General features: G+C 70.1%; 35 protein-coding genes. 3 read left to right on the forward strand and 32 right to left on the reverse strand.

Annotated features, from left to right (window positions below):
* Positions 1-63: 63 nt before the first annotated feature.
* Positions 64-1,221, reverse strand: coding sequence for a PucR family transcriptional regulator (locus tag ABEA81_RS25195; RefSeq protein ID WP_345607801.1), 1,158 nt, complete (start codon positions 1,219-1,221; stop codon positions 64-66).
* 142 nt (positions 1,222-1,363) lie between these two features.
* On the opposite strand from ABEA81_RS25195, the gene ABEA81_RS25200 reads away from it, so the two are divergent.
* Positions 1,364-2,683 carry an MFS transporter gene (locus ABEA81_RS25200; protein ID WP_345607802.1) on the forward strand — a complete coding sequence of 440 codons (1,320 nt, stop codon included), beginning with the start codon at positions 1,364-1,366 and terminating at the stop codon, positions 2,681-2,683.
* 258 nt (positions 2,684-2,941) lie between these two features.
* On the opposite strand, the gene ABEA81_RS25205 is transcribed toward ABEA81_RS25200, so the two are convergent.
* The 3 genes from ABEA81_RS25205 to ABEA81_RS25215 are packed head-to-tail and all read right to left on the reverse strand — an operon-like array spanning position 2,942 to position 5,252.
* Positions 2,942-3,229, reverse strand: a complete 288-nt coding sequence (locus ABEA81_RS25205) for a hypothetical protein (RefSeq protein WP_345607803.1) — start codon at positions 3,227-3,229, stop codon at positions 2,942-2,944.
* The gene (locus tag ABEA81_RS25210; RefSeq protein ID WP_345607805.1) at positions 3,226-3,774 is read right to left on the reverse strand and encodes an RNA polymerase sigma factor; all 549 of its coding nucleotides are present in this window, start codon (positions 3,772-3,774) and stop codon (positions 3,226-3,228) included. The genes ABEA81_RS25205 and ABEA81_RS25210 overlap by 4 nt, the downstream gene beginning before the upstream one ends.
* Positions 3,771-5,252: a sodium:solute symporter family protein gene (locus ABEA81_RS25215; protein ID WP_345607806.1), complete on the reverse strand. Its 1,482-nt coding sequence runs from the start codon at positions 5,250-5,252 to the stop codon at positions 3,771-3,773. Before ABEA81_RS25215 ends, ABEA81_RS25210 begins: the two co-directional genes overlap by 4 nt.
* Positions 5,253-5,448: 196 nt before the next feature.
* Between ABEA81_RS25215 and ABEA81_RS25220 the strand changes: the two genes are divergently transcribed.
* Positions 5,449-7,599, forward strand: a complete 2,151-nt coding sequence (locus tag ABEA81_RS25220) for a carbon starvation CstA family protein (protein ID WP_345607807.1) — start codon at positions 5,449-5,451, stop codon at positions 7,597-7,599.
* A complete protein-coding gene (locus ABEA81_RS25225; RefSeq protein WP_345607808.1) occupies positions 7,596-7,787 on the forward strand; it encodes a YbdD/YjiX family protein in 192 nt (63 codons plus the stop codon). Before ABEA81_RS25220 ends, ABEA81_RS25225 begins: the two co-directional genes overlap by 4 nt.
* 83 nt (positions 7,788-7,870) lie before the next feature.
* Here the strand turns inward: ABEA81_RS25225 and ABEA81_RS25230 are convergent, their stop codons facing one another.
* From ABEA81_RS25230 to tuf, 28 genes are all read right to left on the reverse strand, one after another.
* Positions 7,871-9,253, reverse strand: coding sequence for an NAD(P)(+) transhydrogenase (Re/Si-specific) subunit beta (locus ABEA81_RS25230; RefSeq protein WP_345607809.1), 1,383 nt, complete (start codon positions 9,251-9,253; stop codon positions 7,871-7,873).
* Entirely contained in the window at positions 9,253-9,591 is a 339-nt protein-coding gene (locus ABEA81_RS25235; protein WP_345607810.1) for an NAD(P) transhydrogenase subunit alpha part 2, read from the reverse strand. The genes ABEA81_RS25230 and ABEA81_RS25235 overlap by 1 nt, the downstream gene beginning before the upstream one ends.
* The gene (locus ABEA81_RS25240) at positions 9,591-10,655 is read right to left on the reverse strand and encodes an NAD(P) transhydrogenase subunit alpha (protein ID WP_345607811.1); all 1,065 of its coding nucleotides are present in this window, start codon (positions 10,653-10,655) and stop codon (positions 9,591-9,593) included. Before ABEA81_RS25240 ends, ABEA81_RS25235 begins: the two co-directional genes overlap by 1 nt.
* A 173-nt stretch (positions 10,656-10,828) precedes the next feature.
* Positions 10,829-11,650: a type I methionyl aminopeptidase gene (gene map, locus ABEA81_RS25245; RefSeq protein ID WP_345607812.1), complete on the reverse strand. Its 822-nt coding sequence runs from the start codon at positions 11,648-11,650 to the stop codon at positions 10,829-10,831.
* Positions 11,647-12,216, reverse strand: a complete 570-nt coding sequence (locus ABEA81_RS25250) for an adenylate kinase (protein WP_345607813.1) — start codon at positions 12,214-12,216, stop codon at positions 11,647-11,649. Before ABEA81_RS25250 ends, map begins: the two co-directional genes overlap by 4 nt.
* Positions 12,217-12,271: 55 nt before the next feature.
* Positions 12,272-13,579, reverse strand: a complete 1,308-nt coding sequence (secY, locus tag ABEA81_RS25255) for a preprotein translocase subunit SecY (protein WP_345607814.1) — start codon at positions 13,577-13,579, stop codon at positions 12,272-12,274.
* A 192-nt stretch (positions 13,580-13,771) separates the two neighbouring features.
* Positions 13,772-14,218, reverse strand: coding sequence for a 50S ribosomal protein L15 (gene rplO / locus ABEA81_RS25260; protein WP_345607815.1), 447 nt, complete (start codon positions 14,216-14,218; stop codon positions 13,772-13,774).
* On the reverse strand, positions 14,218-14,406 hold the full coding sequence (gene rpmD / locus ABEA81_RS25265) for a 50S ribosomal protein L30 (RefSeq protein ID WP_345607968.1): 189 nt from the start codon (positions 14,404-14,406) through the stop codon (positions 14,218-14,220). The genes rplO and rpmD overlap by 1 nt, the downstream gene beginning before the upstream one ends.
* Complete coding sequence (gene rpsE, locus ABEA81_RS25270) at positions 14,406-15,035, reverse strand: 30S ribosomal protein S5 (RefSeq protein WP_147257367.1); 630 nt, start codon at positions 15,033-15,035, stop codon at positions 14,406-14,408. Before rpsE ends, rpmD begins: the two co-directional genes overlap by 1 nt.
* A gap of 31 nt (positions 15,036-15,066) precedes the next feature.
* Positions 15,067-15,486 (reverse strand): 50S ribosomal protein L18, encoded by a 420-nt coding sequence (gene rplR / locus ABEA81_RS25275; protein ID WP_345607816.1) that lies wholly within the window; start codon positions 15,484-15,486, stop codon positions 15,067-15,069.
* Complete coding sequence (rplF, locus tag ABEA81_RS25280; RefSeq protein WP_345607817.1) at positions 15,486-16,025, reverse strand: 50S ribosomal protein L6; 540 nt, start codon at positions 16,023-16,025, stop codon at positions 15,486-15,488. Before rplF ends, rplR begins: the two co-directional genes overlap by 1 nt.
* 13 nt (positions 16,026-16,038) lie before the next feature.
* The gene (gene rpsH / locus ABEA81_RS25285; RefSeq protein ID WP_345607818.1) at positions 16,039-16,437 is read right to left on the reverse strand and encodes a 30S ribosomal protein S8; all 399 of its coding nucleotides are present in this window, start codon (positions 16,435-16,437) and stop codon (positions 16,039-16,041) included.
* Between the two features lie 58 nt (positions 16,438-16,495).
* Positions 16,496-16,681: a type Z 30S ribosomal protein S14 gene (locus ABEA81_RS25290; RefSeq protein WP_147257363.1), complete on the reverse strand. Its 186-nt coding sequence runs from the start codon at positions 16,679-16,681 to the stop codon at positions 16,496-16,498.
* 53 nt (positions 16,682-16,734) lie between these two features.
* Positions 16,735-17,298, reverse strand: coding sequence for a 50S ribosomal protein L5 (rplE, locus tag ABEA81_RS25295; RefSeq protein ID WP_345607819.1), 564 nt, complete (start codon positions 17,296-17,298; stop codon positions 16,735-16,737).
* A gap of 1 nt (position 17,299) precedes the next feature.
* Positions 17,300-17,614 carry a 50S ribosomal protein L24 gene (gene rplX / locus ABEA81_RS25300; RefSeq protein ID WP_345607820.1) on the reverse strand — a complete coding sequence of 105 codons (315 nt, stop codon included), beginning with the start codon at positions 17,612-17,614 and terminating at the stop codon, positions 17,300-17,302.
* Position 17,615: 1 nt separating this feature from the next.
* Positions 17,616-17,984, reverse strand: a complete 369-nt coding sequence (gene rplN / locus ABEA81_RS25305) for a 50S ribosomal protein L14 (RefSeq protein ID WP_075952026.1) — start codon at positions 17,982-17,984, stop codon at positions 17,616-17,618.
* A complete protein-coding gene (rpsQ, locus tag ABEA81_RS25310; RefSeq protein ID WP_345607821.1) occupies positions 17,981-18,268 on the reverse strand; it encodes a 30S ribosomal protein S17 in 288 nt (95 codons plus the stop codon). Before rpsQ ends, rplN begins: the two co-directional genes overlap by 4 nt.
* Positions 18,265-18,510, reverse strand: a complete 246-nt coding sequence (rpmC, locus tag ABEA81_RS25315; protein WP_345607822.1) for a 50S ribosomal protein L29 — start codon at positions 18,508-18,510, stop codon at positions 18,265-18,267. The genes rpsQ and rpmC overlap by 4 nt, the downstream gene beginning before the upstream one ends.
* Positions 18,510-18,929 (reverse strand): 50S ribosomal protein L16, encoded by a 420-nt coding sequence (rplP, locus tag ABEA81_RS25320; protein WP_345607823.1) that lies wholly within the window; start codon positions 18,927-18,929, stop codon positions 18,510-18,512. Before rplP ends, rpmC begins: the two co-directional genes overlap by 1 nt.
* Positions 18,930-18,932: 3 nt before the next feature.
* On the reverse strand, positions 18,933-19,757 hold the full coding sequence (gene rpsC, locus ABEA81_RS25325) for a 30S ribosomal protein S3 (protein ID WP_345607824.1): 825 nt from the start codon (positions 19,755-19,757) through the stop codon (positions 18,933-18,935).
* A complete protein-coding gene (rplV, locus tag ABEA81_RS25330; protein ID WP_345607826.1) occupies positions 19,757-20,173 on the reverse strand; it encodes a 50S ribosomal protein L22 in 417 nt (138 codons plus the stop codon). The genes rpsC and rplV overlap by 1 nt, the downstream gene beginning before the upstream one ends.
* Before the next feature lie 103 nt (positions 20,174-20,276).
* A complete protein-coding gene (gene rpsS, locus ABEA81_RS25335; protein ID WP_020622935.1) occupies positions 20,277-20,558 on the reverse strand; it encodes a 30S ribosomal protein S19 in 282 nt (93 codons plus the stop codon).
* A gap of 15 nt (positions 20,559-20,573) precedes the next feature.
* Positions 20,574-21,407, reverse strand: a complete 834-nt coding sequence (gene rplB / locus ABEA81_RS25340; RefSeq protein ID WP_345607827.1) for a 50S ribosomal protein L2 — start codon at positions 21,405-21,407, stop codon at positions 20,574-20,576.
* Positions 21,408-21,423: 16 nt separating this feature from the next.
* The gene (gene rplW / locus ABEA81_RS25345; RefSeq protein ID WP_345607828.1) at positions 21,424-21,723 is read right to left on the reverse strand and encodes a 50S ribosomal protein L23; all 300 of its coding nucleotides are present in this window, start codon (positions 21,721-21,723) and stop codon (positions 21,424-21,426) included.
* On the reverse strand, positions 21,720-22,643 hold the full coding sequence (rplD, locus tag ABEA81_RS25350; protein ID WP_459077160.1) for a 50S ribosomal protein L4, sunset domain variant: 924 nt from the start codon (positions 22,641-22,643) through the stop codon (positions 21,720-21,722). The genes rplW and rplD overlap by 4 nt, the downstream gene beginning before the upstream one ends.
* Positions 22,640-23,293 (reverse strand): 50S ribosomal protein L3, encoded by a 654-nt coding sequence (rplC, locus tag ABEA81_RS25355; protein WP_345607829.1) that lies wholly within the window; start codon positions 23,291-23,293, stop codon positions 22,640-22,642. Before rplC ends, rplD begins: the two co-directional genes overlap by 4 nt.
* 11 nt (positions 23,294-23,304) lie before the next feature.
* The gene (gene rpsJ / locus ABEA81_RS25360) at positions 23,305-23,610 is read right to left on the reverse strand and encodes a 30S ribosomal protein S10 (RefSeq protein ID WP_040804197.1); all 306 of its coding nucleotides are present in this window, start codon (positions 23,608-23,610) and stop codon (positions 23,305-23,307) included.
* Positions 23,611-23,905: 295 nt separating this feature from the next.
* Positions 23,906-25,099, reverse strand: a complete 1,194-nt coding sequence (gene tuf / locus ABEA81_RS25365) for an elongation factor Tu (RefSeq protein WP_345607830.1) — start codon at positions 25,097-25,099, stop codon at positions 23,906-23,908.
* Positions 25,100-25,139: the final 40 nt, after the last annotated feature.

The following is a 25,139-nucleotide window of genomic DNA, read 5'->3' on the forward strand; positions in this document are numbered from 1 at the left end:
GGACCCGCGACGTCAGGCGCGCACTCGCCTGCCCCCGGGGGCGTTCCACGCACCCGGCGCGCCTCACACCGCGCGCTGGTTGAGCTCGAGTTCGTGCAGGGCGATGAGGATGTCCGTGAGGCCGGTGACGTCGGTCAGCGGGCGGCCGAGGAGCTGTTCGATGCTGCGCAGCCGGTAGGGGACGGTATTGGGGTGGAGGTAGAGGGCGCGCGCGGTCGCGCGCGCCGACATGCCGTTGCGCAGGTACTCCCGCAGGGTGGCGAGGAGCTCGGGGCGCCCGCGCAGCGGGTCCAGCGCTGCGATGATCGCGGCGGTCGTGTCCGGGCTGCGGGTCAGCATGACGTCGAGGCCGACGTCTTCGAAGGTCACCACGCAGTCCGTCCAGCCGCGTTTCGTGCCGACCTGCGCTGCTTGCCTGGCCTTCACGCACACGTCGGTGATCGCGTCCAGGGGCGCCCCGTCGCCGCTGGTGCCGAGGAGGAACGAGCCCGGTCGGTGGGGATCGGTGACCGCGCGGTGCAGCAGCGCGTGCAGCGCCCGGTGATCGTCGCCGGGCAGGGGGCAGAGCAGGACGAGGTGCTGGTCGAGCCGGCCGACGAGGATGCGGCCCGCGGTGTGCCCGGCCAGCACGGCGAGCAGATGCCGTTCCACGCGCAGGTCGAGGCCTGCGTCGGGAGCGGCGACCACCACGACGACCGCGGCGTGGGGGCGGGTGGGATCGCTGCCGATGGCCTGCGCCTGCTTGCGGATCTCGTCCGGCGTCGCTTGCTGCTCGCCGACCAGGCGGGCGACGAGGTCGGTGGTGAGCCGGTCGTAGTAGGCGGTGACCTCGGCCTGGGTGCGGCGGTACGAGTCGGCCGAATGCCGGGCCACCTCGGCGAAGACCACGTTGAGCACTGCGATGGCGCGCCGCACGTCCGGGCCGGCGAACTCCTCGGCGTGGCGCAGCACGTGCTGCACGCAGATCCGTTCGGACGTGCTCCAGGACTGGAGCATGGCCTCGATGGGCACGCCCGACAGCGCTCGGCTGTAACCGATCTCCCGTGCGACCTCGCGAGCCGGATCGGTGAGCCGTTCGTCCCGGAGGGAGTCCAGCAGCGCCTGGATGGAGACGGGTATCCGCCGCGACAGATCTTCGCGGGGCATGTGGGTCGTGTCGTAGCCGGGGATTCCCCAGACGCTGTCGAGGACCTCCTCGCTGATCTCCGCGGCCGATTCCACGAGTGAGCGATGGATTTGTGACAACGACACAAAAGCATGCTAATGAAGCCTGGTTCGTTGCCCCATGTACCCGGTGACGGTCGCCGAGCATCCTGTGTCGATCGCTGAAGGCGGTATCCGAGACGGCACTGGAAGGCCAGCCATGACACCGAGCCGGGACAGGCTCAGGCGACGCGCGCTGGGAGCGAGCCTGGCCGGCAGCACCCTGGAGTGGTACGACTACATGATCTTCGGCCAGGCGGCCGCGCTCGTGTTCCCGCAGCTGTTCTTCCCCCACAGCTCGCCGATCGCCGGCCTCCTCAGCTCGTTCGCGACGTTCGCGGTCGGTTTCGTGGCGCGACCCATCGGCGCGGTCATCGCGGGCCACTTCGGCGACCGGATCGGCCGTCGTCGCGTGCTGCTGGCCACCCTCGTCACGATGGGCGTGGCCACCTGCGCGATCGGGTTGCTGCCCACCTACGCCCAGATCGGTGTGTGGGCGCCGATCCTGCTGGCGTTGTGCCGGATCGCGCAGGGGCTCGCGCTCGGCGGGGAATGGGGCGGATCGGTCCTGCTGGCCATCGAGCAGCTGCCCGGCGGGAAGCGCAAGGGGCTGCTGGGCAGCATCCCGCAGGCCGGAGATCCGCTCGGGCTCCTGCTCGCGGGCGGCTCGTTCACGCTCGCGACAACCCTGGTCCACAAGGACGCGTTCCTGGCGTGGGGCTGGCGGGTTCCCTTCCTGCTCGGCGCCTCGATCCTGGTCGTGGGGCTCTGGCTGCGGCTGCGGATCACCGAGACGCCCGAGTTCGTCGAGAGCATAAAGGACGCCCGGCCCGAGCGGGCGCCACTGGTCTCGGTGCTGCGCAGCCAGCCCGGGAACTTCGTGCTGTCGGTCGGATGCCGGCTCGGCGTGGATGTCGGGTTCTACGTCTTCACCGTCTTCTCGATCACCTACGTGACGACCTCGGGCGTGATGTCGAGCGGAGCCGTTCTGGTGGCCACGATGGTGGCGGCCGGCCTGGCGCTGGTCACCACCCCGCTGTTCGGCGCACTCGCCGATCGCGTCGGGACCCGGAGAGTGCTCGTCTGGGGACTCGTCGGACTCGTCGTCAGCGCGTTCGCCTTCTTCCCCCTGCTGGACACGGGGAGCCCGGCGTTGGCGTCGGTGGCGATGGTGCTGAGTTTCAGCATCGCCGGAATGGCCATCTGGGCGCCGTACGCCGGGCTCGTCTCCACGGTGTTCCCGCCGGAGACGCGCTACACCGGCACCTCGTTCAGCTTCCAGTTCTCCGGCATCATCGGCGGCGGCATCGCCCCGTTCATCGCCACGGCGCTGTTCGACCGCGCGGGTTCGTCGCTCCCGGTCACGCTGTACGTGGCGCTCGCCGCTGTCGTCAGCATCGTCTGCGTCGTCGCCGTGCGCACCCATGACCAGCTCGCCGAGCAGGCGGGGCGGGCGACCTCGCTGAACCGGCAGCCGTAGCGCGGTCCCGCAACCGGTGGCACACCTACCAGGCACTGCCGATGCGGGTGCTGCTCGGCGCCGGCGGCGTCCGCGTCCGGCTGCCGGACGAGGTCGCCGCCCCGTGGCCGGCCGCGCGCTCGTGGTGTGCTCGGGGACCGGGTGGTCGGCCTGTTGCCGGAGGCGCGGTTGCACGTGCCGGTCGAGCTCACCCGGAGGGCCCGGGAGGTGGCGGCCGGCACGGGCGCGGACGGTGCTCGGCGGCCGGGTGTCGGCCGGTCAGGGCTGGCCGATGCGGTCCACCTGGTCCGGCGCCACCGGCCGGTTCACCGGGCCGGAGAAGATCACGTGGGTGTTCGGATCGGCCTGGCTGAGCGCCCAGAGCCCGACGGCGTCGGCCGCGGTGAACACCAGCGCGGCGAGGATCGCGAGCAGGAGCCGCCTGCGCCGGTGCCGGCGCCGCCAGCCGGCGCTCGCCCGCCGGTACGCCCCCGGGTCGGCCCGCACACCCGAGGCGAGGGCGTCGAACGCCTCGCGCAGCCGCTCGTCGGCGCCAGGTGTGGTCATCTGCGCTCCTCGAGCACGCGGGACAACGCGGCCATCCCGCGGGAGACGTGCACCTTGACCGAACCCACGGTGATGCCCATCGCGTCTGCGATCTCGCTCTCGCGCAGGTCGAGCCAGAACCGTAACACCAACGCCTCCCGCTGCCGGGCCGGCAACGCGCGCACCGCGTCCACCAGCGCTTTCTGGTCGTCCCGCAACACCGCGCGCTCCTCACCGGATGCGGCGTGCACCGGTTCGGCGCCGTCCCGGGCCGCGTGCCTGCGCACCACCTGCAGGTGGCGGATGCGCATCCGCGTCAGGTTCACCACCACGGAGCGCAGGTACGTCGCCGCCGCCTCGGGGCTGCGCAGCCGTCGCCAGCGGCGGTAGAGCTGGTAGAACGCCTCCGCGACGACGTCCTCGGCGTCGTCGGCGCCGAGCAGCACCGCCAGCCGCACGAGCGGCAGGTGGTGGATCTCGAACAGCTCCGCGATCGCCTCCTCGCGGTCGCGATCCGGATCGGGCCGTGCCTCGGCGCCCCGCACGACCGTGTGGATGTCCTTCACGTCGCCACCCCCGCCCGCGGTGTGCCGCGCCCGGAGAACACGGGGGTGAGCACCGCGGACACGGCGAGGTTCACCGCGAGGGCGATCACGGCGACGTAGACCAGGACCGGCCCGATCGCGACCACGGAGGTGAACCCTCCCGCCACCGCGAGCACGGTGCCGACGACCATGCCCGCCGCCCACCCGCCGAGCAGCGCCGAGCGGTGCCACCACCCGGTGAACAGCCCGAACGCCACGGCCGGGAACGTCTGCAGGATCCAGATCCCGCCGAGCAGCTGCAGGTTGATGGCGTCCTGCTCGCGCAGCCCGAACACGAAGGCGAGCGCCGCCACCTTGGCGACCAGCGACACCCAGCGCGCCACCTTCACCTCGTGCTTCGGCGTGGCGCGCGGCAGGAAGAACTCGACGTAGACGTTGCGCGTGAAGAGCGCGGCGACGGCCACCGACATGACCGCCGCCGGCACCAGCGCACCGACGGCCAGCGCCCCGAACACCGCTCCGCTCGCCAGTTCCGGGAGCAGGTCCCTGACCAGCAGCGGGACGGCCACCTCGGCGTTGCCCACCGGCGCCGTGATGCCGGCCGCCAGCGCGGCGATGCCGAGCAGCCCGAAGAGGCCGAGCACGAACGTCCACGCGGGCATGGCGACGGTGCTGCGGCGCAGCGTGTCGGGGCTGTCGGCGGCGAACGCCGCGGTGAGCACGTGCGGGTACATCGGGAGGGCGAGGGCGGAGCCCAGCGCGAGCGTGGCGAAGGCCGGGTGCAGTGCGGGGTCCAGCAGCAGCCCGCCGCCGGGGCCCAGCTCCCGCTCGGCGCCGTCGAACACCGCCGCGAAGCCGCCGAGGCGCCCGACGGCCACCCCGACCACGCCGAACGCCGCCCCGAACACGAGCACGCCCTTGACCAGCGAGATCACCGCGGGCGCCCGCAGCCCGCTGCGGAAGGTAGCGCCGGCCAGCACGGCGAAGACGGCCGTGAGGGCGAGGTCGCCCACCAGGCCCTCCGGGTACAGCCCTCCCGCCGCGAGCACCGCCCGCACGCCGAGCAGCTGCAGCGCGATGTAGGGCATCGTCGCCAGCACGCCGGTGAGCGCGACCACGAGCATGAGCGCGGGCGAGTCGTAGCGCGCACGCACGTAGTCGGCCACCGTCACCGCGCCGGTCTGCCGCGCCGCCGTCCACAGCCGGGGAAGCAGCACGAACAGGATCGGGCAGAGGATCACCGTGTAGGCGAGCGGGAAGAAGCCCAGCGCTCCGGTGCCGTAGGCGAGGCCGGGCACGGCGGCGAACGTGTACGCGGTGAAGATCGAGCCGCCGAGCAGGAACCAGGTGACGCCCGTGCCGAACCGCCGGTCCGCCAGCGCCCAGCCCTCCAGGTGCGGTAGCACGTCCCGGCGGTGGAACCAGCGGGCGGAGAACGCCAGCATCGACGTCACGCCGAGCACGGCGATGAAGGCGACAGTGGCCAGCGGCTCGTCCATGGCCCCCACACCTCATCAGGCGGTTCGTCCCGTGTCCATGCCTCCCCGACCGGGAACCCGGGAAAGTCGGCCCAGGCTGTCAACCGGATGACGGGCGTCGGCAACTACTGCTCGGACCGCGGCGAGGGCGCCGCGGAGGGCGAGGAGATGTGATGTTGGAGAGGCTGGAACCCCGGCTGGTTCCGGGAGGCACGGCATGACGCTCACCGAGGCACGGTCGCGGATGAACCCGCGCTCCGTGCTGATCTGGACCGCCGTTGCCGTCATCGGCGCGGTGGCGTGGGGTGTGCTCGCCATCTCGCGCGGGGAGAACGTCTCCGCGATCTGGCTGGTGGTGGCCGCGCTCGGGTCGTACGCGATCGCCTACCGCTTCTACGCGCGGTTCATCGTCAAACGGGTGCTGCAGGCCGACGACAACCGCGCGACCCCCGCCGAACGCCTGGACAACGGCACCGACTTCCAGCCGATGGACCGCCGCGTCCTGTTCGGCCACCACTTCGCCGCGATCGCGGGCGCCGGTCCCCTCGTCGGCCCGGTGCTCGCCGCGCAGATGGGCTACCTGCCGGGCACGATCTGGATCATCTTCGGCGTCATCTTCGCCGGCGCCGTGCAGGACATGGTCGTGCTGTTCTTCTCGATGCGCCGCGACGGCCGCAGCCTCGGCCAGATGGCGCGCGACGAGATCGGCGTGGTCGGTGGTGTCGCGGCCCTCGTCGCCGTGTTCGCGATCATGATCATCCTGCTCGCGGTGCTCGCGCTCGTCGTCGTGAACGCGCTCGCGCACTCACCGTGGGGCACGTTCTCCATCGCGATGACGATCCCGATCGCCCTGTTCATGGGCTTCTACCTGCGCAGCATCCGCCCGGGACGCGTCATCGAGACGAGCGTCATCGGCGTGGCGCTGCTGCTGCTCGCGATCATCGCGGGCGGGTGGGTGCAGAACTCGAGCTGGGCAAACGCCTTCACCCTCGACCCGCGCACGCTGGTGATCTGGCTGGTGATCTACGGCTTCGCGGCGTCGGTGCTGCCGGTCTGGATGCTGCTCGCGCCGCGCGACTACCTGTCGACGTTCATGAAGGTCGGCACGATCGCCCTGCTCGCGCTCGGGGTCATCGTCACGGCGCCGGTGATGAACACGCAGGCGTTCACCCAGTTCGCCTTCACCGGCACCGGCCCGGTGTTCGCCGGGTCGCTCTTCCCGTTCGTGTTCATCACGATCGCCTGTGGCGCGCTCTCCGGCTTCCACGCGCTCGTCTCGTCGGGAACGACGCCGAAGCTGATCCAGAAGGAGTCGCAGGTCCGGCTCATCGGCTACGGCGCGATGCTCATGGAGTCCTTCGTCGCGGTGATGGCCCTGATCGCCGCCTGCGTCCTGGACCCAGGGCTCTACTTCGCGATGAACGCACCCGCCGGCCTGCTCGGCACCACGGTGGAGTCCGCGTCCGAGGCCGTGAACAACCTCGGGTTCACGATCACGCCGCAGGATCTGTCCGCAGCGGCGGCCGCGGTCCAGGAGAGCACCCTCGTGGCCCGCACCGGCGGGGCACCCACCTTGGCGGTCGGCATGTCGGAGATCTTCTCCGGCGCGTTCGGCGGCGATGCGCTAAAGGCGTTCTGGTACCACTTCGCGATCATGTTCGAGGCCCTGTTCATCCTCACCACGGTGGACGCGGGCACCCGTGTCGGGCGCTACATGCTGCAGGACACGATCGGCAACGTCTACAAGCCGTTCGCGAACGCGAACTGGAAGCCCGGCCAGTGGATCACCAGCGCGGTCGTCGTGCTCGCGTGGGGGTACTTCCTCTACGCGGGTGTCACCGACCCGCTGGGCGGGATCAACCAGCTCTTCCCGCTGTTCGGCATCGCCAACCAGCTGCTCGCGGCGGTCGCGCTCACGGTGGCGACCACGATCCTGATCAAGACGGGTCGCGGGAAGTACGCCTGGGTGACGCTGATCCCGCTCGCGTGGGACGCCGCCGTCACGCTCGTGGCGAGCTGGCAGAAGGTGTTCTCGCCCGACCCGAAGCTCGGCTTCTTCGCGCAACGCGACAAGTACGCGGCGGCGCTGGAGCAGGGCCAGGTGCTCGGGCCCGCGAAGAACATCGACGAGATGCACACCGTGGTCGTGAACTCCACGGTCGACGGCGTGCTGTCGATCCTGTTCGCGGTCCTGATCATCATCGTGATCGTGAACGCCCTGTGGGTGTGGTACCGGGCGCTCACCTCGTCCGAACCGCTGCCCGACTCCGAGGTGCCCGCCGTTCCGTCGAACATCGTGGCACCGTCCGGGCTCATCGCCACGGCGGCGGAGAAGCGGGCGCTCGCGGCGGCCGGGGAACGGTCGTGACCACGCTCGCGAGGGCATGGCGGGGCGTGCGCTGGTACCTGCGCGAGCTCACCGGCGAGACGCAGTACGAGCGCTACCTCGAGCGGCACGCGCGCGAGCACGGGGACGCTCCCCCGCTCTCGCGCCGCGAGTTCGAACGCCGCCGCATGGCGGGGGCGGACGTGAAGCCGGGCAGCCGCTGCTGCTGAGCCCACGACGAGCCGTGAGTGGATACGAGTGCTGGAGCACTCGTATCCACTCACGGCATAGGGTCAGAGGGCGTTGAGCTAGGTCAGAGGGCCTTGAGCTCCTCCGTCACCTCGGCCACGCTCTTCTTCGCATCCCCGAAGAGCATCGAGGTGTTCTCGGCGTAGAACAGCGGGTTGTCGATGCCGGCGAAGCCGCTGCTCATCGAGCGCTTGAGCACGATCACCGACCTCGACTCGTCGACGTTGAGGATCGGCATGCCGTGGATCGGCGAGCTCGGGTCGGTGCGGGCCGCCGGGTTCGTGACGTCGTTCGCCCCGATCACCAACGTGACGTCGGTGCGGCTGAACTCGCCGTTGATGTCGTCCATCTCCTTGAGCGCGTCGTAGGAGACGTCCGCCTCGGCGAGCAGCACGTTCATGTGCCCCGGCATCCGGCCGGCCACGGGGTGGATCGCGTACTTGACCTCCACGCCCTTGGCCTCGAGCAGGTCGGCCATCTCCTTGACGGCGTGCTGGGCCTGGGCCACCGCCATCCCGTAGCCCGGCACGACGATCACCTGCGCCGCGTAGGCCATCTGGATCGCCGCGTCGGCCGCGGACGTCGACTTCACGGTGCGCTCCACGCCGTCGTCGGCGCCCGGCAGGGCCGACGTGCCGCCGAACCCGCCCGCGACGATCGCCGGGATCGACCGGTTCATCGCCTTGGCCATCAGGTTGGTGAGGATCGAACCGGACGCACCCACGATCATGCCCGCGACGATCATCGCGGTGTTGTCCAGCGCGAGACCGGCTGCCGCGGCCGAGAGGCCCGTGAGCGCGTTGAGCAGCGAGATGACCACCGGCATGTCGGCCCCGCCGATGGGCAGCACGACGAGCACGCCGAGCACGGCGGCGAGCACGAGCAACAGGACGATCCAGATCTGCGGCGCCCCGCCGAGACCCGCCACCACGGCGCAGGCCACCGCGCCCACCAGCAGCAGGCCGTTCACCAGCTGCTGGGCCTTCCCCAGCCCGATCGGGCGGCCGGGCAGGATCTCCTGCAGCTTGCCGAAGGCGATCAGCGAGCCCCAGAACGAGATGGACCCGATGATCGCCGCGAACAACGAGGCGACGACGACGTGGCCGGGCTCCGCCGAGAAGCCCTCGGTGGTGCGGAACTCGGACCAGGCGATCAGCGCGACCGCCCCGCCGCCGACGCCGTTGAACAGCGCCACCATCTGCGGCATCGCGGTCATCTTCACCTGCCGCGCGGAGGGCACGCCCAGGGCCGCACCGATCACGAGGCCGACGACGATCAGGATCCAGTTGTGCCGCACCTGCAGCAGCGTGGCGACCACCGCGATGCCCATGCCCACGGCGGCGATCCAGTTGCCGCGCACCGCCGTCTTCGGGCCGGTGAGGCCCATCAGGCCGTAGATGAAGAGCGCGAAGGCGATGATGTAGAGGACCGCGACGAGAGCGCCCATCAGGAGTCGCCCTTCCCGTTCGACGCGATCTTGTCGGCGGCCGGTGCCTGCGGCTTGGTCTTGAACATGCCGAGCATCCGGTCGGTCACGAGGAAGCCACCGATCACGTTGATCGCGCCGAACGCGATGGCGACGACGAGCAGGATCGCGTCGACCACCGACGGGTTCTCCAGGTGCCCGAGCACGATGAGGCCGCCGAGCAGCACGATGCCGTGGATCGCGTTGGTGCCCGACATCAGGGGCGTGTGCAGCGTGTTGGGCACCTTCGAGATCACGGCGAAGCCGACGAAGCCCGCCAGCACCAGGATGGCGAGGTTCGCGAGAAGCCCGGTTTCCATCAGTCCCTCCCTCGGGTGACGCAGGACTTCGCGAGCACCTCGTCGTCCCAGTTCGGCGCGACGGCGCCGGAGTCGTCCAGCATCAGTTCGAGGAGCGCCGAGACGTTGCGCGCGTACAGCTCCGACGCGTGCTCGGGCATCGTGGCCGCCAGGTTGAGCGGCGCCGCGATCGTGACGTCGTGCTTGACGACCACCTTGCCGGGCTCGGTGAGCTCGCAGTTGCCGCCGCTCTCCCCTGCCAGGTCCACGACCACGCTGCCGGGGCGCATGCCCTTCACGGCCGCGCCCGTGACCAGCGTGGGCGCCTTGCGGCCGGGCACGTTCGCCGTGGTGATGACGACGTCGAATCCGGTGATGGCCTCCTCGAGGCGCCGCTGCTGCTCCGCGCGCTCGTCATCGGTGAGCTCGCGGGCGTACCCGCCCTCGCCCGCGGCCTCGATGCCGAGGTCGAGCCACTGCGCACCGAGCGAGCGCACCTGGTCGGCCACCTCGGGCCGCACGTCGTAGCCCGTGGTGCGCGCGCCCAGCCGCTTCGCGGTGGCGAGCGCCTGCAGCCCCGCGACGCCCACGCCGAGCACGAGCGCGGTGGCCGGCTTGACGGTGCCGGCCGCGGTGGTCAGCATCGGGAAGAAGCGGGTGCTGTGCTCCGCGGCGAGCAGCACGGCCTTGTAGCCGGTGACGTTCGCCTGCGACGACAGCGCGTCCATCGACTGCGCCCGGGAGATGCGCGGGATGGCCTCCATGGCGAACGCCTGCACGCCCGCCGTCGCCAGCGCGTCGGCCGTCTCCGGTGACGTGAGCGGCGCGAGGAACCCGATCAACGTGCTGCCGCTGGCCAGCCTGCCGATCTCCTCGGTGGTGGGCGGGTTCACCTTCGCCACGACGTCGCACGACCACGGGTCCCCGACGGTGGCGCCTGCCTGCGTGAACAGCTCGTCGGGGATGAGCGCGCCGAGTCCGGCGCCGGCCTCGACCACGACGTCCACACCACGCGTGCGGAGCTTCTCGACGACCTTGGGCACCAGGGCGACCCGGCGCTCCCCGGCGGCAGACTCGCGCGGCACCCCGACGGTGGTCCGCCGCGGTACTGTGGATTCTGTATTCACAAGACCGGAGCCTAGCCCAGTGCGCGCCCGATCAGGGGAGGAGTGTGACGTGTGCGGCCCGGAACGCGCACCTTGGAGCCACGGTGCCGGCCTGGACGCGCCGGATCAGCAGTGCGGCTCCAACGTGCGGATCAGGGCAGGGTGAGGATCCTCGGGCCGTCGTCGGTGATGGCGACGCTGTGCTCCCAGTGGACCGCCCGGCTGCCGTCGGCGGTCACCACCGTCCAGCCGTCGTCGAGCTCCCGGGTCTCCGGGTCGCCCGCGGTGAGCATCGGCTCCACCGCGAGGGCCATGCCGGGCACGAGCTGCGGGCCCTGGCCGGGGTCGCCGTAGTTGGGCAGGAACGGGTCCATGTGCATCGACGTGCCGATACCGTGCCCGCCGTACTCGGCGACGATGCCGTAGCGCACGCCGTCGCGCTCGCCCGCTGCCTCGGCCGCCACCTGCACGGCGTGCGAGATGTCGGTGAGGCGCCCGCCGGGCAGCACGGCGGCGATCCCGGCGTGCAACGACTCCTCGCAGGCCGCCGACAACGCGAGGTCGGCGGCCGACACCGCGCCGATCGGGATCGTCACGGCGGCGTCACCATGCCAGCCGTCGAGGATCGCCCCGCAGTCGACGGAGATCAGGTCGCCGTCCGCGAGCACCTGGGTGGCGGCCGGGATGCCGTGCACGATCTGCTCGTTCACCGACGCGCAGATGGATGCCGGGTAGCCGTGGTAGCCCAGGAACGACGGGACGGCGCCGCCGTCCCGGATGGTCTGCTCGGCGAGCGCGTCCAGCTCGCCGGTGCTCACCCCCGCCTTCGCCGCCTCGACGACCGCGGCGAGCGTGCGGGCGACGAGAGCACCCGCGGAGCGCATTGCGTCCAGCTCACCCGGGGTCTTCAGCTCGATGTCCCGGCCCCGCCAGCGCGCGAGGAACCCGCGGACGCCGCGGCGCCCCCCGTTCACCGGTTCCCCTGCACCCGGTCCCGCAGCGCGTCGGACAGCCGGTCGGTGATCTCCTCGACGGCGCCGACGGCGTCGATCGTCACGAGCCGGTCGCGGTAGTGCTCCAGCAGCGGCGCCGTCTCCTCGCGGTAGACCTGCTGGCGGCGGCGGATGACGTCCTCGGTGTCGTCGGTGCGGCCCCGGCTCAGCAGGCGCTGCACCAGCTCCTCCTCCGGCACCTGGAGCTCGACGACCTGGTCGATGTCCTCGCCGCGCTCGGCGAGCAGCTGCTCGAGCGAGTTGGCCTGGCTCAGGTTGCGCGGGAAGCCGTCGAGGAGGAAGCCCTTGGCGGCATCGTCCTCGGCGAGGCGTTCCCGCATCATCGCGATCGTGACGCTGTCGGGCACGAGGTCGCCCGCGTCGATGTAGCGCTTGGCCTCGAGCCCGATGGGGGTCTCCGCCCCGGGCTGCAGGTTGGCGCGGAACAGGTCCCCGCTGGAGATGTGCGGCACGTCCAGACGCTCCGCGAGACGCACCGCCTGGGTGCCCTTGCCCGCGCCTGGTGGACCGACCAGAAGAAGACGCACGCGACACCGACCTCCTGAACTCGACGACGAACCGAACCCGACCGACCAGTCGACGTTAACGCAGGAAACCGTCGTACCTGCGTTGCATGAGCTGGCTCTCGATCTGCTTGACGGTGTCGAGGCCCACTCCGACCATGATCAGCACAGCGGTACCCCCGAAGGGGAAGTTCTGGTTCTGGCCCGAGCCGGTGATGCCGAGGAAGAAGTTCGGCAGTACGGCGATGATGCCGAGGTACAGCGAGCCGGGCAGGGTGATGCGGGACAGGACGTACTGCAGGTACTCCGCAGTGGGCCTGCCCGGGCGGATCCCGGGGATGAACCCGCCGAACTTCTTCATCTCGTCGGCCCGTTCCTCGGGGTTGAACGTGATGCCGACGTAGAAGTAGGTGAAGAAGATGATCAGTGCGAGGTAGAGCGTGATGTGCACCCAGCTCGACTGGTCGACGAGATAGGTCTGCACGAACTGCTGGAACCAGCCGCCGGTGCTGCCGGCCAGCCGGGAGACCAGGTCCGGCAGGTACAGCAGCGACGAACCGAAGATGACCGGGATGACACCGGCCTGGTTGACCTTCAGCGGCAGGTAGGTGGACGTGCCGCCGTACATGCGGCGTCCCACCATGCGCTTGGCGTACTGCACCGGGATGCGGCGCTGGCCCTGCTCGATGAAGACCACGCTCGCGATGATGGCCAGGCCGAAGACGCAGACGCCGGCGAAGACGAGGCCGCCGTTCTGCATGATGTTGGCGCCCTCGCCCGGGATCCGGGCCGCGATCGAGGTGAAGATCAGCAGCGACATGCCATTGCCGATGCCGCGCTCGGTGGCCTGCTCGCCGAGCCACATGATGACCGCGGTGCCCGCTGTCATCACGACCACGATCACCGACAGCGTGAAGATGTCGGACTGGGGGATCACCGGGAGGGAGCAGTTGGTGAACAGCTGCCCGCGGTCGGCCAGGGCGACGATGCCGGTGGCCTGCAGGATGGCGAGCGCGATCGTGAGGTAGCGGGTGTACTGGGTCAGCTTGTTCTGACCCGACTGCCCTTCCTTCTTGAGCTGCTCGAAGCGCGGGATGACCACCGTGAGCAGCTGGATGATGATGCTCGCGGTGATGTACGGCATGATGCCGAGCGCGAAGATCGACAGCTGCAGCAGCGCGCCGCCGGAGAACAGGTTGATCAGCGAGTAGATGCTCGCGTTGTCGCTCTCCTGGACCTGCTCGAGGCACTCCTGGATGTTCGGGTAGGACACCCCGGGCGACGGGATCGAACAGCCGAGGCGGTACACCGCGACGATCATCAGCGTGAAGAGGATCTTCTTCCGCAGGTCAGGCGTGGTCAGTGCCGACCGAAAAGCGCTGAGCACTCGGTGATCCTCCTGTACTGGGTGGCCCGCTCGACGGCGGACCCGATCCGTCGCGAGGGATGCGACGCCGTCCGGGTTACCGGTGGCCTTCGACGAACCCGGGCGGGAACGACTCTAACAGCGGGCGCTCCACCGGTTCGGCACGGACCGGGGCGGCTGTGCCCCGGTCCGCACCGAACAGGCGGGAGCTCCTCAGAGCTCCGTGACGCTGCCGCCGGCCGCCGTGATCTTGTCGCGGGCGCTGCCGGAGAACGCGTGTGCGCTCACCGTGAGCGCGACGCCGTCGATGTCGCCGTTGCCGAGGACCTTCACCGGCTGGTTGCGCCGCACGGCGCCGGCCGCGACGAGCTCGTCGGGGCCGACGGTGCCGCCCTCGGGGAACAGCTGGGCGAGGTCGCCCACGTTCACCACCTGGTACTCGACGCGGAACCGGTTCTTGAAGCCCTTGAGCTTCGGCAGCCGCATGTGCAGCGGCATCTGGCCACCCTCGAAGGCGGGGGAGACGGTCTTGCGCGCCTTGGTGCCCTTGGTACCGCGGCCCGCCGTCTTGCCCTTGCTGCCCTCGCCGCGCCCGACCCGGGTCTTGTCGGTCTTGGCCCCCGGGGCGGGGCGGAGGTGGTGGATCTTGATGGTGGTCATCAGGAGCCGACCTCCTCGACCGTCACGAGGTGACGGACGGTGTGGATCATGCCGCGGATCTGCGGGGTGTCGTCCCGCTCGACCGTCTGGCGGATCTTGCGCAGGCCCAGCGACTTGAGGGTGTCGCGCTGGTTCTGCTTGCGACCGATGGTGCTGCGCACCTGGGTGATCACGAGCTTCCCGGCCATCACGACCTCGCACCCTGCGCGGCGGCCGCACGGGCCCGCAGCATCTCGGCGGGGGCGACGTCCTCGAGCGGCAGGCCGCGGCGCGCCGCGACCTCCTCCGGCCGCTGGATCTGCTTCAACGCGTCGACCGTGGCGTGCACGATGTTGATCGCGTTGTCGCTGCCGAGCGACTTCGAGAGGACGTCGTGGATGCCGGCGCACTCCAGCACGGCACGCACCGGGCCACCGGCGATGACACCGGTACCGGGGCTCGCCGGCCGGAGCATGACGACGCCTGCTGCGGCCTCGCCCTGCACGCGGTGCACGATCGTGCCGCCGATGCGCGGGACGCGGAAGAAGTTCTTCTTCGCCTCCTCCACGCCCTTGGCGATCGCCGCCGGCACCTCCTTGGCCTTGCCGTAGCCGACGCCGACCATGCCGTCGCCGTCACCCACGATCATCAGGGCGGTGAAGCTGAAGCGCCGGCCGCCCTTGACCACCTTGGCCACGCGGTTGATCGTGACCAGGCGCTCGATGTACGGGGTCTTGTCCTGGGCCGCCCCGCCACGGCCTCCGTCCCGGCGGTCCCGGCGGTCGCGGTTGTCGCCGCCCCCAGGGCCCCCGCCGTCACGCCGTGTGCGTCCCGGCATCAGACGTTCCCTTCCATCTTCGTGTACATCATCAGAACTCCAGCCCGCCCTCGCGGGCCGCATCGGCCAGCGCAGCGATCCGACCGTGGTAGTCGTAGCCGCCCCGGTCGAAGACGACGGCGGTGATGCCGGCCTCGCGGGCCCGGGCTGCCACCAGCTCGCCGACCTTCGCCGCGCGGGCCTTCTTGTCGCCGTCCAGCGCGCGGACGTCGGTCTCGAGCGAGGACGCGGAGGCGAGCGTGTGGCCGGCGACGTCGTCGATCAGCTGCACGACGATGTGCCGCGAGCTGCGCTTGACGGCGAGGCGCGGGCGCTCGGCGCTGCCGATGACCTTCTTCCGCAGGCGGGCGTGCCGACGGCCGATCGCGGTGCGCCGCTTCGCCGCCACCTGGGAGGCGGTGCGCTTGCGGGCGTTCGCAGAAAGAGTCGCTCCTGATGTCGTCTCAGCCATCACTTACCCGTCTTTCCGACCTTGCGGCGGACGTTCTCGCCCGCGTACCGCACACCCTTGCCCTTGTACGGCTCGGGCTTGCGGATCTTGCGGATGTTGGCGGCGGTCTCGCCGACCAGCTGCTTGTCGATGCCGCTGACCGAGAACCGGGTGGGCGCCTCCACCGCGAAGGTGATGCCCTCCGGCGGCTCGACCACGACGGGGTGGCTGAAACCGAGTGCGAACTCCAGGTTGGAGCCCTTCAGCGCCACGCGGTAACCGACGCCGACGATCTCCAGCTTCTTCTCGTAGCCGGAGGTGACGCCGACGACCAGGTTGTTGACCAGAGAGCGGGTGAGGCCGTGGTACGCCCTGCTCTTGCGCTCGTCGTCAGGGCGCTTCACGAGGATGGCGCCGTCGTCGCCGCGCTCGACCGTGATCGGCTCGATCACGGTGTGCGACAGGGTGCCCTTGGGGCCCTTCACGGTCACCGTGCGGCCGTCGATGGTGACGTCCACCCCGGCAGGCACGGCGACGGGCAGCTTCCCGATACGGGACATGTCTTCTACCCCCTCACCAGACGTAGGCGAGGACTTCCCCGCCCACGCCGTTCTTCTTCGCCTGCTGGTCGGTCTGCAGGCCGCTGGACGTCGAGATGATCGCGACGCCGAGGCCGCCGAGGACCCGGGGCAGGTTCGTGTGCTTGGCGTACACCCGCAGGCCGGGCTTCGACACGCGCCGCAGGCCGGCGATGCTGCGCTCCCGGTTGCGCCCGTACTTGAGCTCGATGACCAGGTTCTTGCCGACCTCGGCGTCCTCCACGTCGTGGGAGGCGATGTAGCCCTCCTTCTGGAGGATCTCCGCGATCGCGACCTTGAGCTTCGAGTGCGGCATGACCACGCGGTCGTGGTAGGCCGAGTTGGCGTTGCGCAGACGCGTGAGCATGTCTGCGATGGGGTCGGTCATCGTCATGGATCGAGAGTCACTTTCCCACCGTGGTTCCCCTCCCGGGGGCCTGCGGCGAAAGGGGTTACCAGGAGGACTTGTTCACGCCGGGCAGCTCGCCCGCGTGTGCCATGTCCCGGACGCAGACGCGGCAGAGGCCGAACTTGCGCAGCACGGCACGCGGCCGGCCGCACTTCTGGCAGCGGGTGTAGCCCCGCACCTTGAACTTCGGCTTGCGCGCGGCCTTGATGATGAGAGCCTTCTTGGCCATCTCACGCCTCCCAGAAAGGCAGTAGGGGAAGCCGAGCTAGCGTCGCGACCATCTCACGCCTCCTTGAAGGGGAAACCGAGCTTGCGCAGGAGCGCTCGGCCTTCCTCGTCGGTCGTGGCCGTGGTGACGACCGTGATGTCCATGCCGCGCGGCCGGTCGATCGTGTCCGGGTCGATCTCGTGGAACATCGACTGCTCGGTGAGCCCGAACGTGTAGTTGCCCCGCCCGTCGAACTGCGTGCCCGAGAGGCCGCGGAAGTCGCGGATGCGCGGCAGCGCGATCGTGAGCAGGCGGTCGAGGAACTCCCACATCCGGTCGCCGCGCAGGGTGACCTTCGCGCCGATCGGCATGCCCTCGCGCAGCTTGAACTGCGCGATCGACTTGGTGGCCCGGCGGATCTGCGGCTTCTGGCCGGTGATGGTGGCCAGGTCGCGGACCGCGCCGTCGATCAGCTTCGCGTCGCGGGCGGCGTCGCCGACACCCATGTTGACGACGACCTTCACGACGCCGGGGATCTGCATGACGTTGGCGTAGGAGAACTGCTCGCGCAGCTCGCCTGCGATCTCGTCGCGGTAGCGCTGCTTGAGGCGCGGCGCCACGCGCTCTGCGGTGGTCATCTCAGATCTCCTTCCCGGAACGCCGGGAGATCCGGACGCGCTTGCCCTCGTCGGTGACCTTCTTGCCGACGCGGGTGGGCTTGCCGTCACCGTCGACCAGCATCACGTTCGAGACGTGGATGGCCGCCTCGGTGGTGATGATCCCGCCGGACTGCGCGCCACGCTGGTTCTGGGTGATCCGGGTGTGCTTCTTGATCCGGTTGACACCCTCGACGAGCACGCGCTGCGTGTCCGGGTAGGCCTGGATGACCTTGCCCTTCGCGCCCTTGTCCTTGCCGGCGATCACCTGCACGGTGTCGCCCTTCTTGATCTTCATGTCAGAGCACCTCCGGGGCGAGGGAGATGATCTTCATGAACCGCTTGTCGCGCAGCTCGCGCCCCACCGGGCCGAAGATGCGGGTCCCTCGCGGCTCGTTGTTGTCCCGGATCAGCACCGCCGCGTTCTCGTCGAACCGGATGTAGCTGCCGTCCGGGCGCCGCCGCTCCTTGACCGTGCGCACGATCACGGCCTTGACGACGTCACCGCGCTTCACCCCGGCGGCCGGGATGGCGTCCTTCACCGTGGCGACGATGACGTCGCCGATGCCTGCGTACCGGCGCCCGGAGCCGCCCAGCACCCGGATGCACAGGATCTCCTTGGCACCGGTGTTGTCGGCGACGCGCAGCCGCGACTCCTGCTGGATCACTTCGCCTTCTCCAGGATCTCCACCAGCCGCCAGCGCTTCGTGGCCGACAGCGGGCGGGTCTCCATCAGCCGGACGCGGTCGCCGACGCCGGCCGTGTTGGCCTCGTCGTGCGCCTTCACCTTGCTGGTCCGGCGGATGACCTTGCCGTACATGCGGTGCTTCACGCGGTCCTCGAGCGAGACCACGATCGTCTTGTCCATCTTGTCGGAGACGACGAGGCCCTCACGGACCTTCCGCTCCGCACGCTCCACCGACTTCGGCGGCGTGTTGCCTGTCTCGCTCATGCCGCGCCCTCGCCACTCTCATCGGGGGCGGCCGACAGGCCCAGCTCGCGCTCACGCATGATCGTGTAGATCCGCGCGATGTCGTGCCGGACGGTACGCAGCCGCCGGTTGTTGTCCAGCTGCCCGGTTGCCATCTGGAAGCGGAGGTTGAACAGCTCCTCCTTGGCCTCCCGCACCCGCAGCACGAGTTCCTCGTCGGAGAGCTCGCGCAGCTCGGCAGCGGCGGTCGAGCCTGCGGCCATCAGATGTCACCACCTTCACGGGTCACGATCCGGCACTTCATGGGCAGCTTGTGGATCGCGCGACGCAGCGCCTCACGAGCGGTCTGCTCGTTCGGGAAGCTCATCTCGAACACGACCCGGCCGGGCTTGACGTTGGCGACCCACTTCTCCGGCGAACCCTTGCCGGAACCCATGCGGGTCTCGGCGGGCTTCTTGGTGAGCGGGCGGTCCGGGAACACGTTGATCCAGACCTTGCCGCCACGGCGGATGTGCCGGTTGATGGCGATACGGGCCGACTCGATCTGCCGGTTCGTGACGTACGCCGGCTCGAGCGCCTGGATGCCGTAGTCGCCGAAGGTGACCCGCGTGCCGCCGGTGGCCATACCGGTGCGGTGCGGCCGGTGCTGCTTGCGGTGCTTGACCTTGCGTGGGATCAGCATGGCTCAGCTCCCACCCTGTTCGTTCTCAGCGGTGGCGGTGGCGGTCGCGGTGGCACCGCCACCCGCGGACTGCTCGGCGGCGGCCCGCCCGGCCTCGGTGCCCGAGCCGGTGGTGCCGGACGCACCCGAACGGCGACGCTGCGGGCGCTCGCGGCGCGGACGCTCCGGGGCGGCCGCAGCGGCGGCGGCCTCGCGGCGGCCTCCGACCACGTCACCCTTGTAGATCCACACCTTGACGCCGATCCGGCCGAACGTGGTGCGGGCCTCGAACAGGCCGTAGTCGATGTCGGCGCGCAGCGTGTGCAGCGGCACCCGACCCTCGCGGTAGAACTCCGAGCGCGACATCTCCGCGCCGCCGAGCCGACCGGAGCACTGGATCCGGATGCCCTTCACTACCGGGCTGCGCATGGCGGACTGGATGCCCTTGCGCATCGCGCGGCGGAACGCCACGCGGTTGGACAGCTGCTCGGCCACCGCCTGGGCGACGAGCTGGGCGTCCGACTCCGAGTTCTTCACCTCGAGGATGTTCAGCTGGACCTGCTTCTTGGTCAGCTTCTCGAGCTGGCCGCGGATGCGGTCGGCCTCGGCGCCACGGCGGCCGATCACGATGCCCGGGCGCGCGGTGTGGATGTCCACCCGCACGCGGTCCCGGGTGCGCTCGATCTCGACCTTCGAGATGCCGGCCCGCTCCATGCCCTTGGAGAGCATGCGGCGGATCTCGACATCCTCCTTGACGTACTCGGCGTACTGCTTGTCGGCATACCAGCGCGACTTCCAGTCGGTGGTGATGCCGAGCCGGAACCCGTGCGGGTTGATCTTCTGACCCATCAGCGGGCCCTCCCCTTCGCACCGCGGGCACCCCGGCCGGACTTCGCCGGCTGGGACTCGACCTCGACGGTGATGTGGCTCGTGCGCTTGCGGATCCGGTAGGCGCGGCCCTGGGCCCGCGGCCGGATGCGCTTGAGCGTCGGGCCCTCGTCGGCAAAGGCCGCCGCCACCACGAGGGTGTCGGGGTCCAGGTCGAGGTTGTTCTCGGCGTTGGCCGCGGCGCTCGCCACGACCTTGAACAGCGGCTGGGCCGCCGCCTGCGGCGAGAACCGCAGGATGTCGAGTGCCTCCTGGACCGGGCGGTCCTTGATCAGCGCGACGACCCGCCGCACCTTGGTGGGCGACATGTGCACGTACCGCGCCACCGCGCGCGCCCGTGCGGGCGCGGCGGCAGGGGTCTCTGTGGTCTCAGCCACGTCTACTCCTCTGCTCCGTCAGCCCGCGCCCCGCACGCCCTCGCCGGGCTCGGGCGGGCGCTGCGCGCAGGCGCTGCGTTCGATGATTCGCTCGCAAGCTCGCTCATCGCCTGCGCGCCTTGCGGTCGTCCTTGATGTGGCCCCGGAAGGTGCGCGTGGGCGCGAACTCCCCGAGCTTGTGACCCACCATCGAGTCCGAGACGAAGACCGGCACGTGCTTGCGGCCGTCGTGCACCGCGATCGTGTGGCCGATCATGTCCGGGATGATGGTGGAACGGCGGGACCAGGTCCTGATCACCGTCTTCTTGCCCGACTCGTTGAGGGCGTCCACCTTCTTGAGCAGGTGGTCATCCACGAACGGGCCCTTCTTCAGGCTGCGCGGCATCTCTTACCTCCCTGCTCAGCGCTTCTTGCCGGTACGGCGCCGGCGGACGATCATCTTGTCGGACGGCTTGGTGCGGCGGGTGCGGCCTTCCGGCTTGCCCGCGGGGTTGACCGGGTGGCGACCACCCGAGGTCTTGCCCTCACCACCGCCGTGTGGGTGGTCGACCGGGTTCATCGCGACACCGCGGACGGTGGGGCGCTTGCCCTTCCACCGCATGCGGCCCGCCTTGCCCCAGTTGATGTTGGAGTGCTCGGAGTTGCCCACCTCGCCGACGGTGGCGCGGCAGCGCACGTCGACGTTGCGGATCTCCCCGGACGGCATGCGCAGCTGCGCATAGGGGCCGTCCTTCGCCACCAGCTGCACGCTCGAGCCGGCCGACCGCGCGATCTTCGCGCCGCCGCCGGGGCGGAGCTCGATCGCGTGGATCACGGTGCCGGTCGGGATGTTGCGCAGCGGCAGGTTGTTGCCCACCTTGATGTCGGCCCTGGGGCCGGCCTCGACGGTGTCGCCCTGCTTGAGCTTCGCCGGCGCGACGATGTAGCGCTTCTCGCCGTCGGCGTAGTGCAGCAGCGCGATGCGGCTGGTGCGGTTCGGGTCGTACTCGATGTGCGCGACCTTGGCCGGGACGCCGTCCTTGTCGTTGCGCCGGAAGTCGATCAGCCGGTAGGCGCGCTTGTGGCCACCGCCCTGGTGCCGGGTGGTGACCCGCCCGTGCACGTTGCGGCCGCCCTTGCTGTGCAGCGGACGGATCAGCGACTTCTCGGGCGTCGAGCGCGTGATCTCGGCGAAGTCCGAGACGCTCGACCCGCGGCGACCCGGGGTCGTCGGCTTGTACTTACGGATGCCCATGTGTGTCGTCAGCCCCTCAGCTCGCCCGGCCGCCGAACACGTCGATCGCCCGGCTCTCCTCGGAGAGCGTGACGATGGCGCGCTTGGTGTCCTTGCGCTTGCCGTAGCCGGTGCGGGTGCGCTTGCGCTTGCCCGGGCGGTTCAGCGTGTTGACGCTGAGCACCTTGACCCCGAACACCTTCTCGACGGCGATCTTGATCTCGGTCTTGTTCGCGTCCGGGGCGACGACGAAGGTGTACTGGCGCTCGTCGAGCAGCCCGTAGCTCTTCTCCGACACCACCGGCGCGAGCAGGATGTCCCGCGGATCGGGGATCACTTGTCAGCCTCCTTGCGCTGCGACGGCGGCGCCGCGAACCCCGCCGCCTCCGCCGCATCGGCCGAGGCGAACCAGACCTCCGCCTCGGTGCGGGCGTAGAACGAGCTGCCCGGCACGTGGTAGAGCATCGAGTCGGCGTTGCCCTTCACCGGGAAGCCCTCCGGCTGCGAGCCGTCGGCCAGCGGCGCGTGGCTCTGCGGGCCGTAGGGGCCCTCCTCGGTGCCCGGCGCGGGCTCGACGGTCTCGCTCTCCCGCGCGGCCGCCCGCACCGACGCCTTCTTCGACGTGGCGACCGGGCCGGCGAGGAACGCGTCGAGCGCCTCCTGCGTGAACACCACGGCCTCGTTGACCAGCACGTCGTAGGTGTTGAGCTGGTCGGGCGCGATCAGGTGCACCGTGGGCAGGTTGCGCAGCGACAGCCAGGCCGTCTCGTCCTCGCGGCCGAGCACCACGAGCACGCGCTGCGCGGCGTCGCCGGTGACGGCCTCGATCGCCTTGCGGGCCGACTTGGTGGACGGGGTGTCACCCGTGACCACCGAGGACACCACGTGCACCAGCCCGGCGCGGGCCCGGTCCGAGAGGGCACCGCGGAGAGCGGCGGCCTTCATCTTCTTGGGCGTCCGCTGGGTGTAGTCGCGCGGCGTGGGGCCGTGGACGGTGCCACCACCCGCGAACTGCGGCGCACGCGTGGAGCCCTGGCGGGCGCGGCCGGTGCCCTTCTGGCGGTACGGCTTCTTGCCGCCGCCACGCACCTCGCCGCGGGTCTTCGTGTCGTGCGTGCCCTGCCGGGCGGCCGCCTGCTGCGCCACCACGACCTGGTGCATCAGCGGCACGTTGGCCGTGACGTCGAAGACGTGGTCCGGCAGCTCGACGGTGCCGCCCTTCTTGCCCTCGGGGGACAGGACGTCGACGGAGGTCACTGCACACCACCCTTCGAAGCCGTCTTGACGAGGACGAGGCCGCCGCGCGGACCGGGGATCGCACCCTTGATCAGCAGCAGGCCGTTCTCGGTGTCCACGCGGTGGACCGTGAGGCTCTGCGTGGTGGTGCGCACGTTGCCCATGCGACCGGCCATCCGCAGGCCCTTGAAGACCCGGCCCGGCGTGGCGCACCCGCCGATGGAGCCCGGCGACCGGTGCTTGCGCTGGGTGCCGTGGCTCGCGCCGAGGCCGCCGAAGCCGTGGCGCTTCATGACGCCCGCGGTGCCCTTGCCCTTGCTCGTGCCCACGACGTCGACCGTCGCGCCGGCGTCGAACACCTCGGCCGTGATCTCCTGGCCGACCGTGTACTCACCCGCGTCGGCCGTGCGGAGCTCGACCAGGTGCCGGCGCGGCGTGACGCCCGCCTTGGCGAAGTGGCCGGTGCGCGGCTTGTTCACCTTGCGCGGGTCGATCGCGCCGTAGGCGAGCTGCACGGCCGTGTAGCCGTCGGTCTCCGGCGTGCGGACCTGCGTCACCACGTTCGGGCCCGCCTGGACCACGGTGACCGGGACCACCCGGTTGTTCTCGTCGAAGACCTGGGTCATCCCGAGCTTCGTGCCCAGGATCCCGGTGATCTTTCGTTCGGTCATCGGTCCAAGCCCTACTGGATGTTGACGTCGACGCTTGCGGGAAGGTCGATGCGCATGAGCGCGTCGACCGTCTTCGGCGTCGGGTCGAGGATGTCGATCAGCCGCTTGTGGGTGCGCATCTCGAAGTGCTCGCGCGAGTCCTTGTACTTGTGCGGCGAGCGGATGACGCAGTAGATGTTCTTCTCCGTCGGCAGTGGCACCGGCCCGACGACCCGAGCGCCCGTGCGCGTGACCGTCTCGACGATCTTGCGCGCGGAGGCGTCGATGGCCTCGTGGTCATAGGCCTTCAGCCTGATGCGGATCTTTTGTCCCGCCATGGTCGTCGGTCGTCCTCTTCTTCCTGCCGCTCATGTACGCGTGCTCCGGGGCGGTGCACGCACGAGGAGCCCTTTTCAGGTCTCACTCGTGGTGGCTCCGGTCCACGAGGTCGGGTGTGTCGCGCCCTGACCTCATACCGGTCCCCCGGTCACTTGCGTCCCCCTGGGGGGTAGCCGTGCTCAGGGGCTGAGCGTGAGCGCGGCGCACTCGGACCAGAGTCCGGGCGCGCCGCGGCCCTACGCGCAACCCGTCAAGGATGCCACACGTGAGCGTGGCGCCCTCGACCGGGGGGTCTTACTTGTTGATCTTCGTGACCTGGCCCGCGCCGACGGTCCGGCCACCCTCGCGGATGGCGAACTGCAGGCCCTCCTCCATGGCGATCGGCTGGATCAGCTGAACGCTCATCGAGGTGTTGTCGCCGGGCATGACCATCTCGGTGCCACTCGGCAGGGTCACGACGCCCGTCACGTCCGTGGTGCGGAAGTAGAACTGCGGGCGGTAGTTGTTGAAGAACGGCGTGTGCCGGCCGCCCTCGTCCTTGGACAGGATGTAGACCTGGCCCTCGAACTCGGTGTGCGGGGTGATCGAGCCCGGCTTCACGACGACCTGGCCGCGCTCGACGTCCTCGCGCTTGACGCCGCGGAGCAGCAGGCCGACGTTCTCGCCCGCACGACCCTCGTCGAGGATCTTGCGGAACATCTCGACACCGGTGACGGTGGTCGAGGTCGACTTCTCGCGGATGCCCACGATCTCGACGGTCTCGTTCACCTTCACGATGCCGCGCTCGATGCGGCCGGTGACCACGGTGCCGCGACCGGTGATGGTGAAGACGTCCTCGACGGGCATGAGGAACGGCTTCTCGGTGTCGCGCACCGGCTCCGGGATCGCCTCGTCGACGGCGTTCATGAGCTCCATGAGCTTGTCGGCCCACTCGGCGTCGCCCTCGAGCGCCTTCAGCGCCGAGACGCGGACGATCGGCAGGTCGTCGCCCGGGTACTCCTGCGAGGACAGCAGCTCCCGGACCTCCAGCTCGACGAGCTCGAGGATCTCCTCGTCGTCGACCATGTCGGCCTTGTTCAGCGCCACCACGATGTACGGCACGCCGACCTGGCGGGCGAGCAGCACGTGCTCACGCGTCTGCGGCATCGGGCCGTCGGTGGCGGCGACCACCAGGATCGCGCCGTCCATCTGGGCGGCACCGGTGATCATGTTCTTGATGTAGTCGGCGTGACCGGGGCAGTCGACGTGCGCGTAGTGCCGCTTCTCGGTCTGGTACTCGACGTGCGCGATCGAGATGGTGATACCGCGCTGACGCTCCTCGGGAGCCTTGTCGATCTGGTCGAACGCCGACGCCTCGTTGAGGGTGGGGTACTTGTCGTGCAGAACCTTGGTGATAGCCGCCGTCAGCGTGGTCTTGCCGTGGTCGATGTGACCGATCGTGCCGATGTTGACGTGCGGCTTGGTCCGCTCGAACTTCGCCTTCGCCACTGCAGGGTCCTCCTGGACTGGTTTCTTCTTGTCCGCCGTG

The organism is Pseudonocardia adelaidensis (assembly GCF_039543345.1).
Taxonomy (GTDB): domain Bacteria; phylum Actinomycetota; class Actinomycetes; order Mycobacteriales; family Pseudonocardiaceae; genus Pseudonocardia; species Pseudonocardia adelaidensis.

What these genes read in the sequence shown, in the direction of transcription:
- ABEA81_RS25200 (WP_345607802.1), top strand. Translation starts at nt 1,364, where the DNA reads ATGACACCGAGCCGGGACAGGCTCAGGCGACGCGCGCTGGGAGCGAGC.
- ABEA81_RS25205 (WP_345607803.1), bottom strand. Translation starts at nt 3,229, where the DNA reads ATGACCACACCTGGCGCCGACGAGCGGCTGCGCGAGGCGTTCGACGCC.
- ABEA81_RS25215 (WP_345607806.1), bottom strand. Translation starts at nt 5,252, where the DNA reads ATGGACGAGCCGCTGGCCACTGTCGCCTTCATCGCCGTGCTCGGCGTG.
- ABEA81_RS25220 (WP_345607807.1), top strand. Translation starts at nt 5,449, where the DNA reads ATGACGCTCACCGAGGCACGGTCGCGGATGAACCCGCGCTCCGTGCTG.
- ABEA81_RS25230 (WP_345607809.1), bottom strand. Translation starts at nt 9,253, where the DNA reads ATGGGCGCTCTCGTCGCGGTCCTCTACATCATCGCCTTCGCGCTCTTC.
- ABEA81_RS25235 (WP_345607810.1), bottom strand. Translation starts at nt 9,591, where the DNA reads ATGGAAACCGGGCTTCTCGCGAACCTCGCCATCCTGGTGCTGGCGGGC.
- rplO (WP_345607815.1), bottom strand. Translation starts at nt 14,218, where the DNA reads ATGACCACCATCAAGATCCACCACCTCCGCCCCGCCCCGGGGGCCAAG.
- rpmD (WP_345607968.1), bottom strand. Translation starts at nt 14,406, where the DNA reads ATGGCCGGGAAGCTCGTGATCACCCAGGTGCGCAGCACCATCGGTCGC.
- rpsE (WP_147257367.1), bottom strand. Translation starts at nt 15,035, where the DNA reads ATGCCGGGACGCACACGGCGTGACGGCGGGGGCCCTGGGGGCGGCGAC.
- rplR (WP_345607816.1), bottom strand. Translation starts at nt 15,486, where the DNA reads ATGGCTGAGACGACATCAGGAGCGACTCTTTCTGCGAACGCCCGCAAG.
- rplF (WP_345607817.1), bottom strand. Translation starts at nt 16,025, where the DNA reads ATGTCCCGTATCGGGAAGCTGCCCGTCGCCGTGCCTGCCGGGGTGGAC.
- rpsH (WP_345607818.1), bottom strand. Translation starts at nt 16,437, where the DNA reads ATGACGATGACCGACCCCATCGCAGACATGCTCACGCGTCTGCGCAAC.
- ABEA81_RS25290 (WP_147257363.1), bottom strand. Translation starts at nt 16,681, where the DNA reads ATGGCCAAGAAGGCTCTCATCATCAAGGCCGCGCGCAAGCCGAAGTTC.
- rplE (WP_345607819.1), bottom strand. Translation starts at nt 17,298, where the DNA reads ATGACCACCGCAGAGCGCGTGGCGCCGCGCCTCAAGCAGCGCTACCGC.
- rplX (WP_345607820.1), bottom strand. Translation starts at nt 17,614, where the DNA reads ATGAAGATCAAGAAGGGCGACACCGTGCAGGTGATCGCCGGCAAGGAC.
- rpsQ (WP_345607821.1), bottom strand. Translation starts at nt 18,268, where the DNA reads ATGAGCGAGACAGGCAACACGCCGCCGAAGTCGGTGGAGCGTGCGGAG.
- rpmC (WP_345607822.1), bottom strand. Translation starts at nt 18,510, where the DNA reads ATGGCCGCAGGCTCGACCGCCGCTGCCGAGCTGCGCGAGCTCTCCGAC.
- rplP (WP_345607823.1), bottom strand. Translation starts at nt 18,929, where the DNA reads ATGCTGATCCCACGCAAGGTCAAGCACCGCAAGCAGCACCGGCCGCAC.
- rpsC (WP_345607824.1), bottom strand. Translation starts at nt 19,757, where the DNA reads ATGGGTCAGAAGATCAACCCGCACGGGTTCCGGCTCGGCATCACCACC.
- rpsS (WP_020622935.1), bottom strand. Translation starts at nt 20,558, where the DNA reads ATGCCGCGCAGCCTGAAGAAGGGCCCGTTCGTGGATGACCACCTGCTC.
- rplB (WP_345607827.1), bottom strand. Translation starts at nt 21,407, where the DNA reads ATGGGCATCCGTAAGTACAAGCCGACGACCCCGGGTCGCCGCGGGTCG.
- rplC (WP_345607829.1), bottom strand. Translation starts at nt 23,293, where the DNA reads ATGACCGAACGAAAGATCACCGGGATCCTGGGCACGAAGCTCGGGATG.
- rpsJ (WP_040804197.1), bottom strand. Translation starts at nt 23,610, where the DNA reads ATGGCGGGACAAAAGATCCGCATCAGGCTGAAGGCCTATGACCACGAG.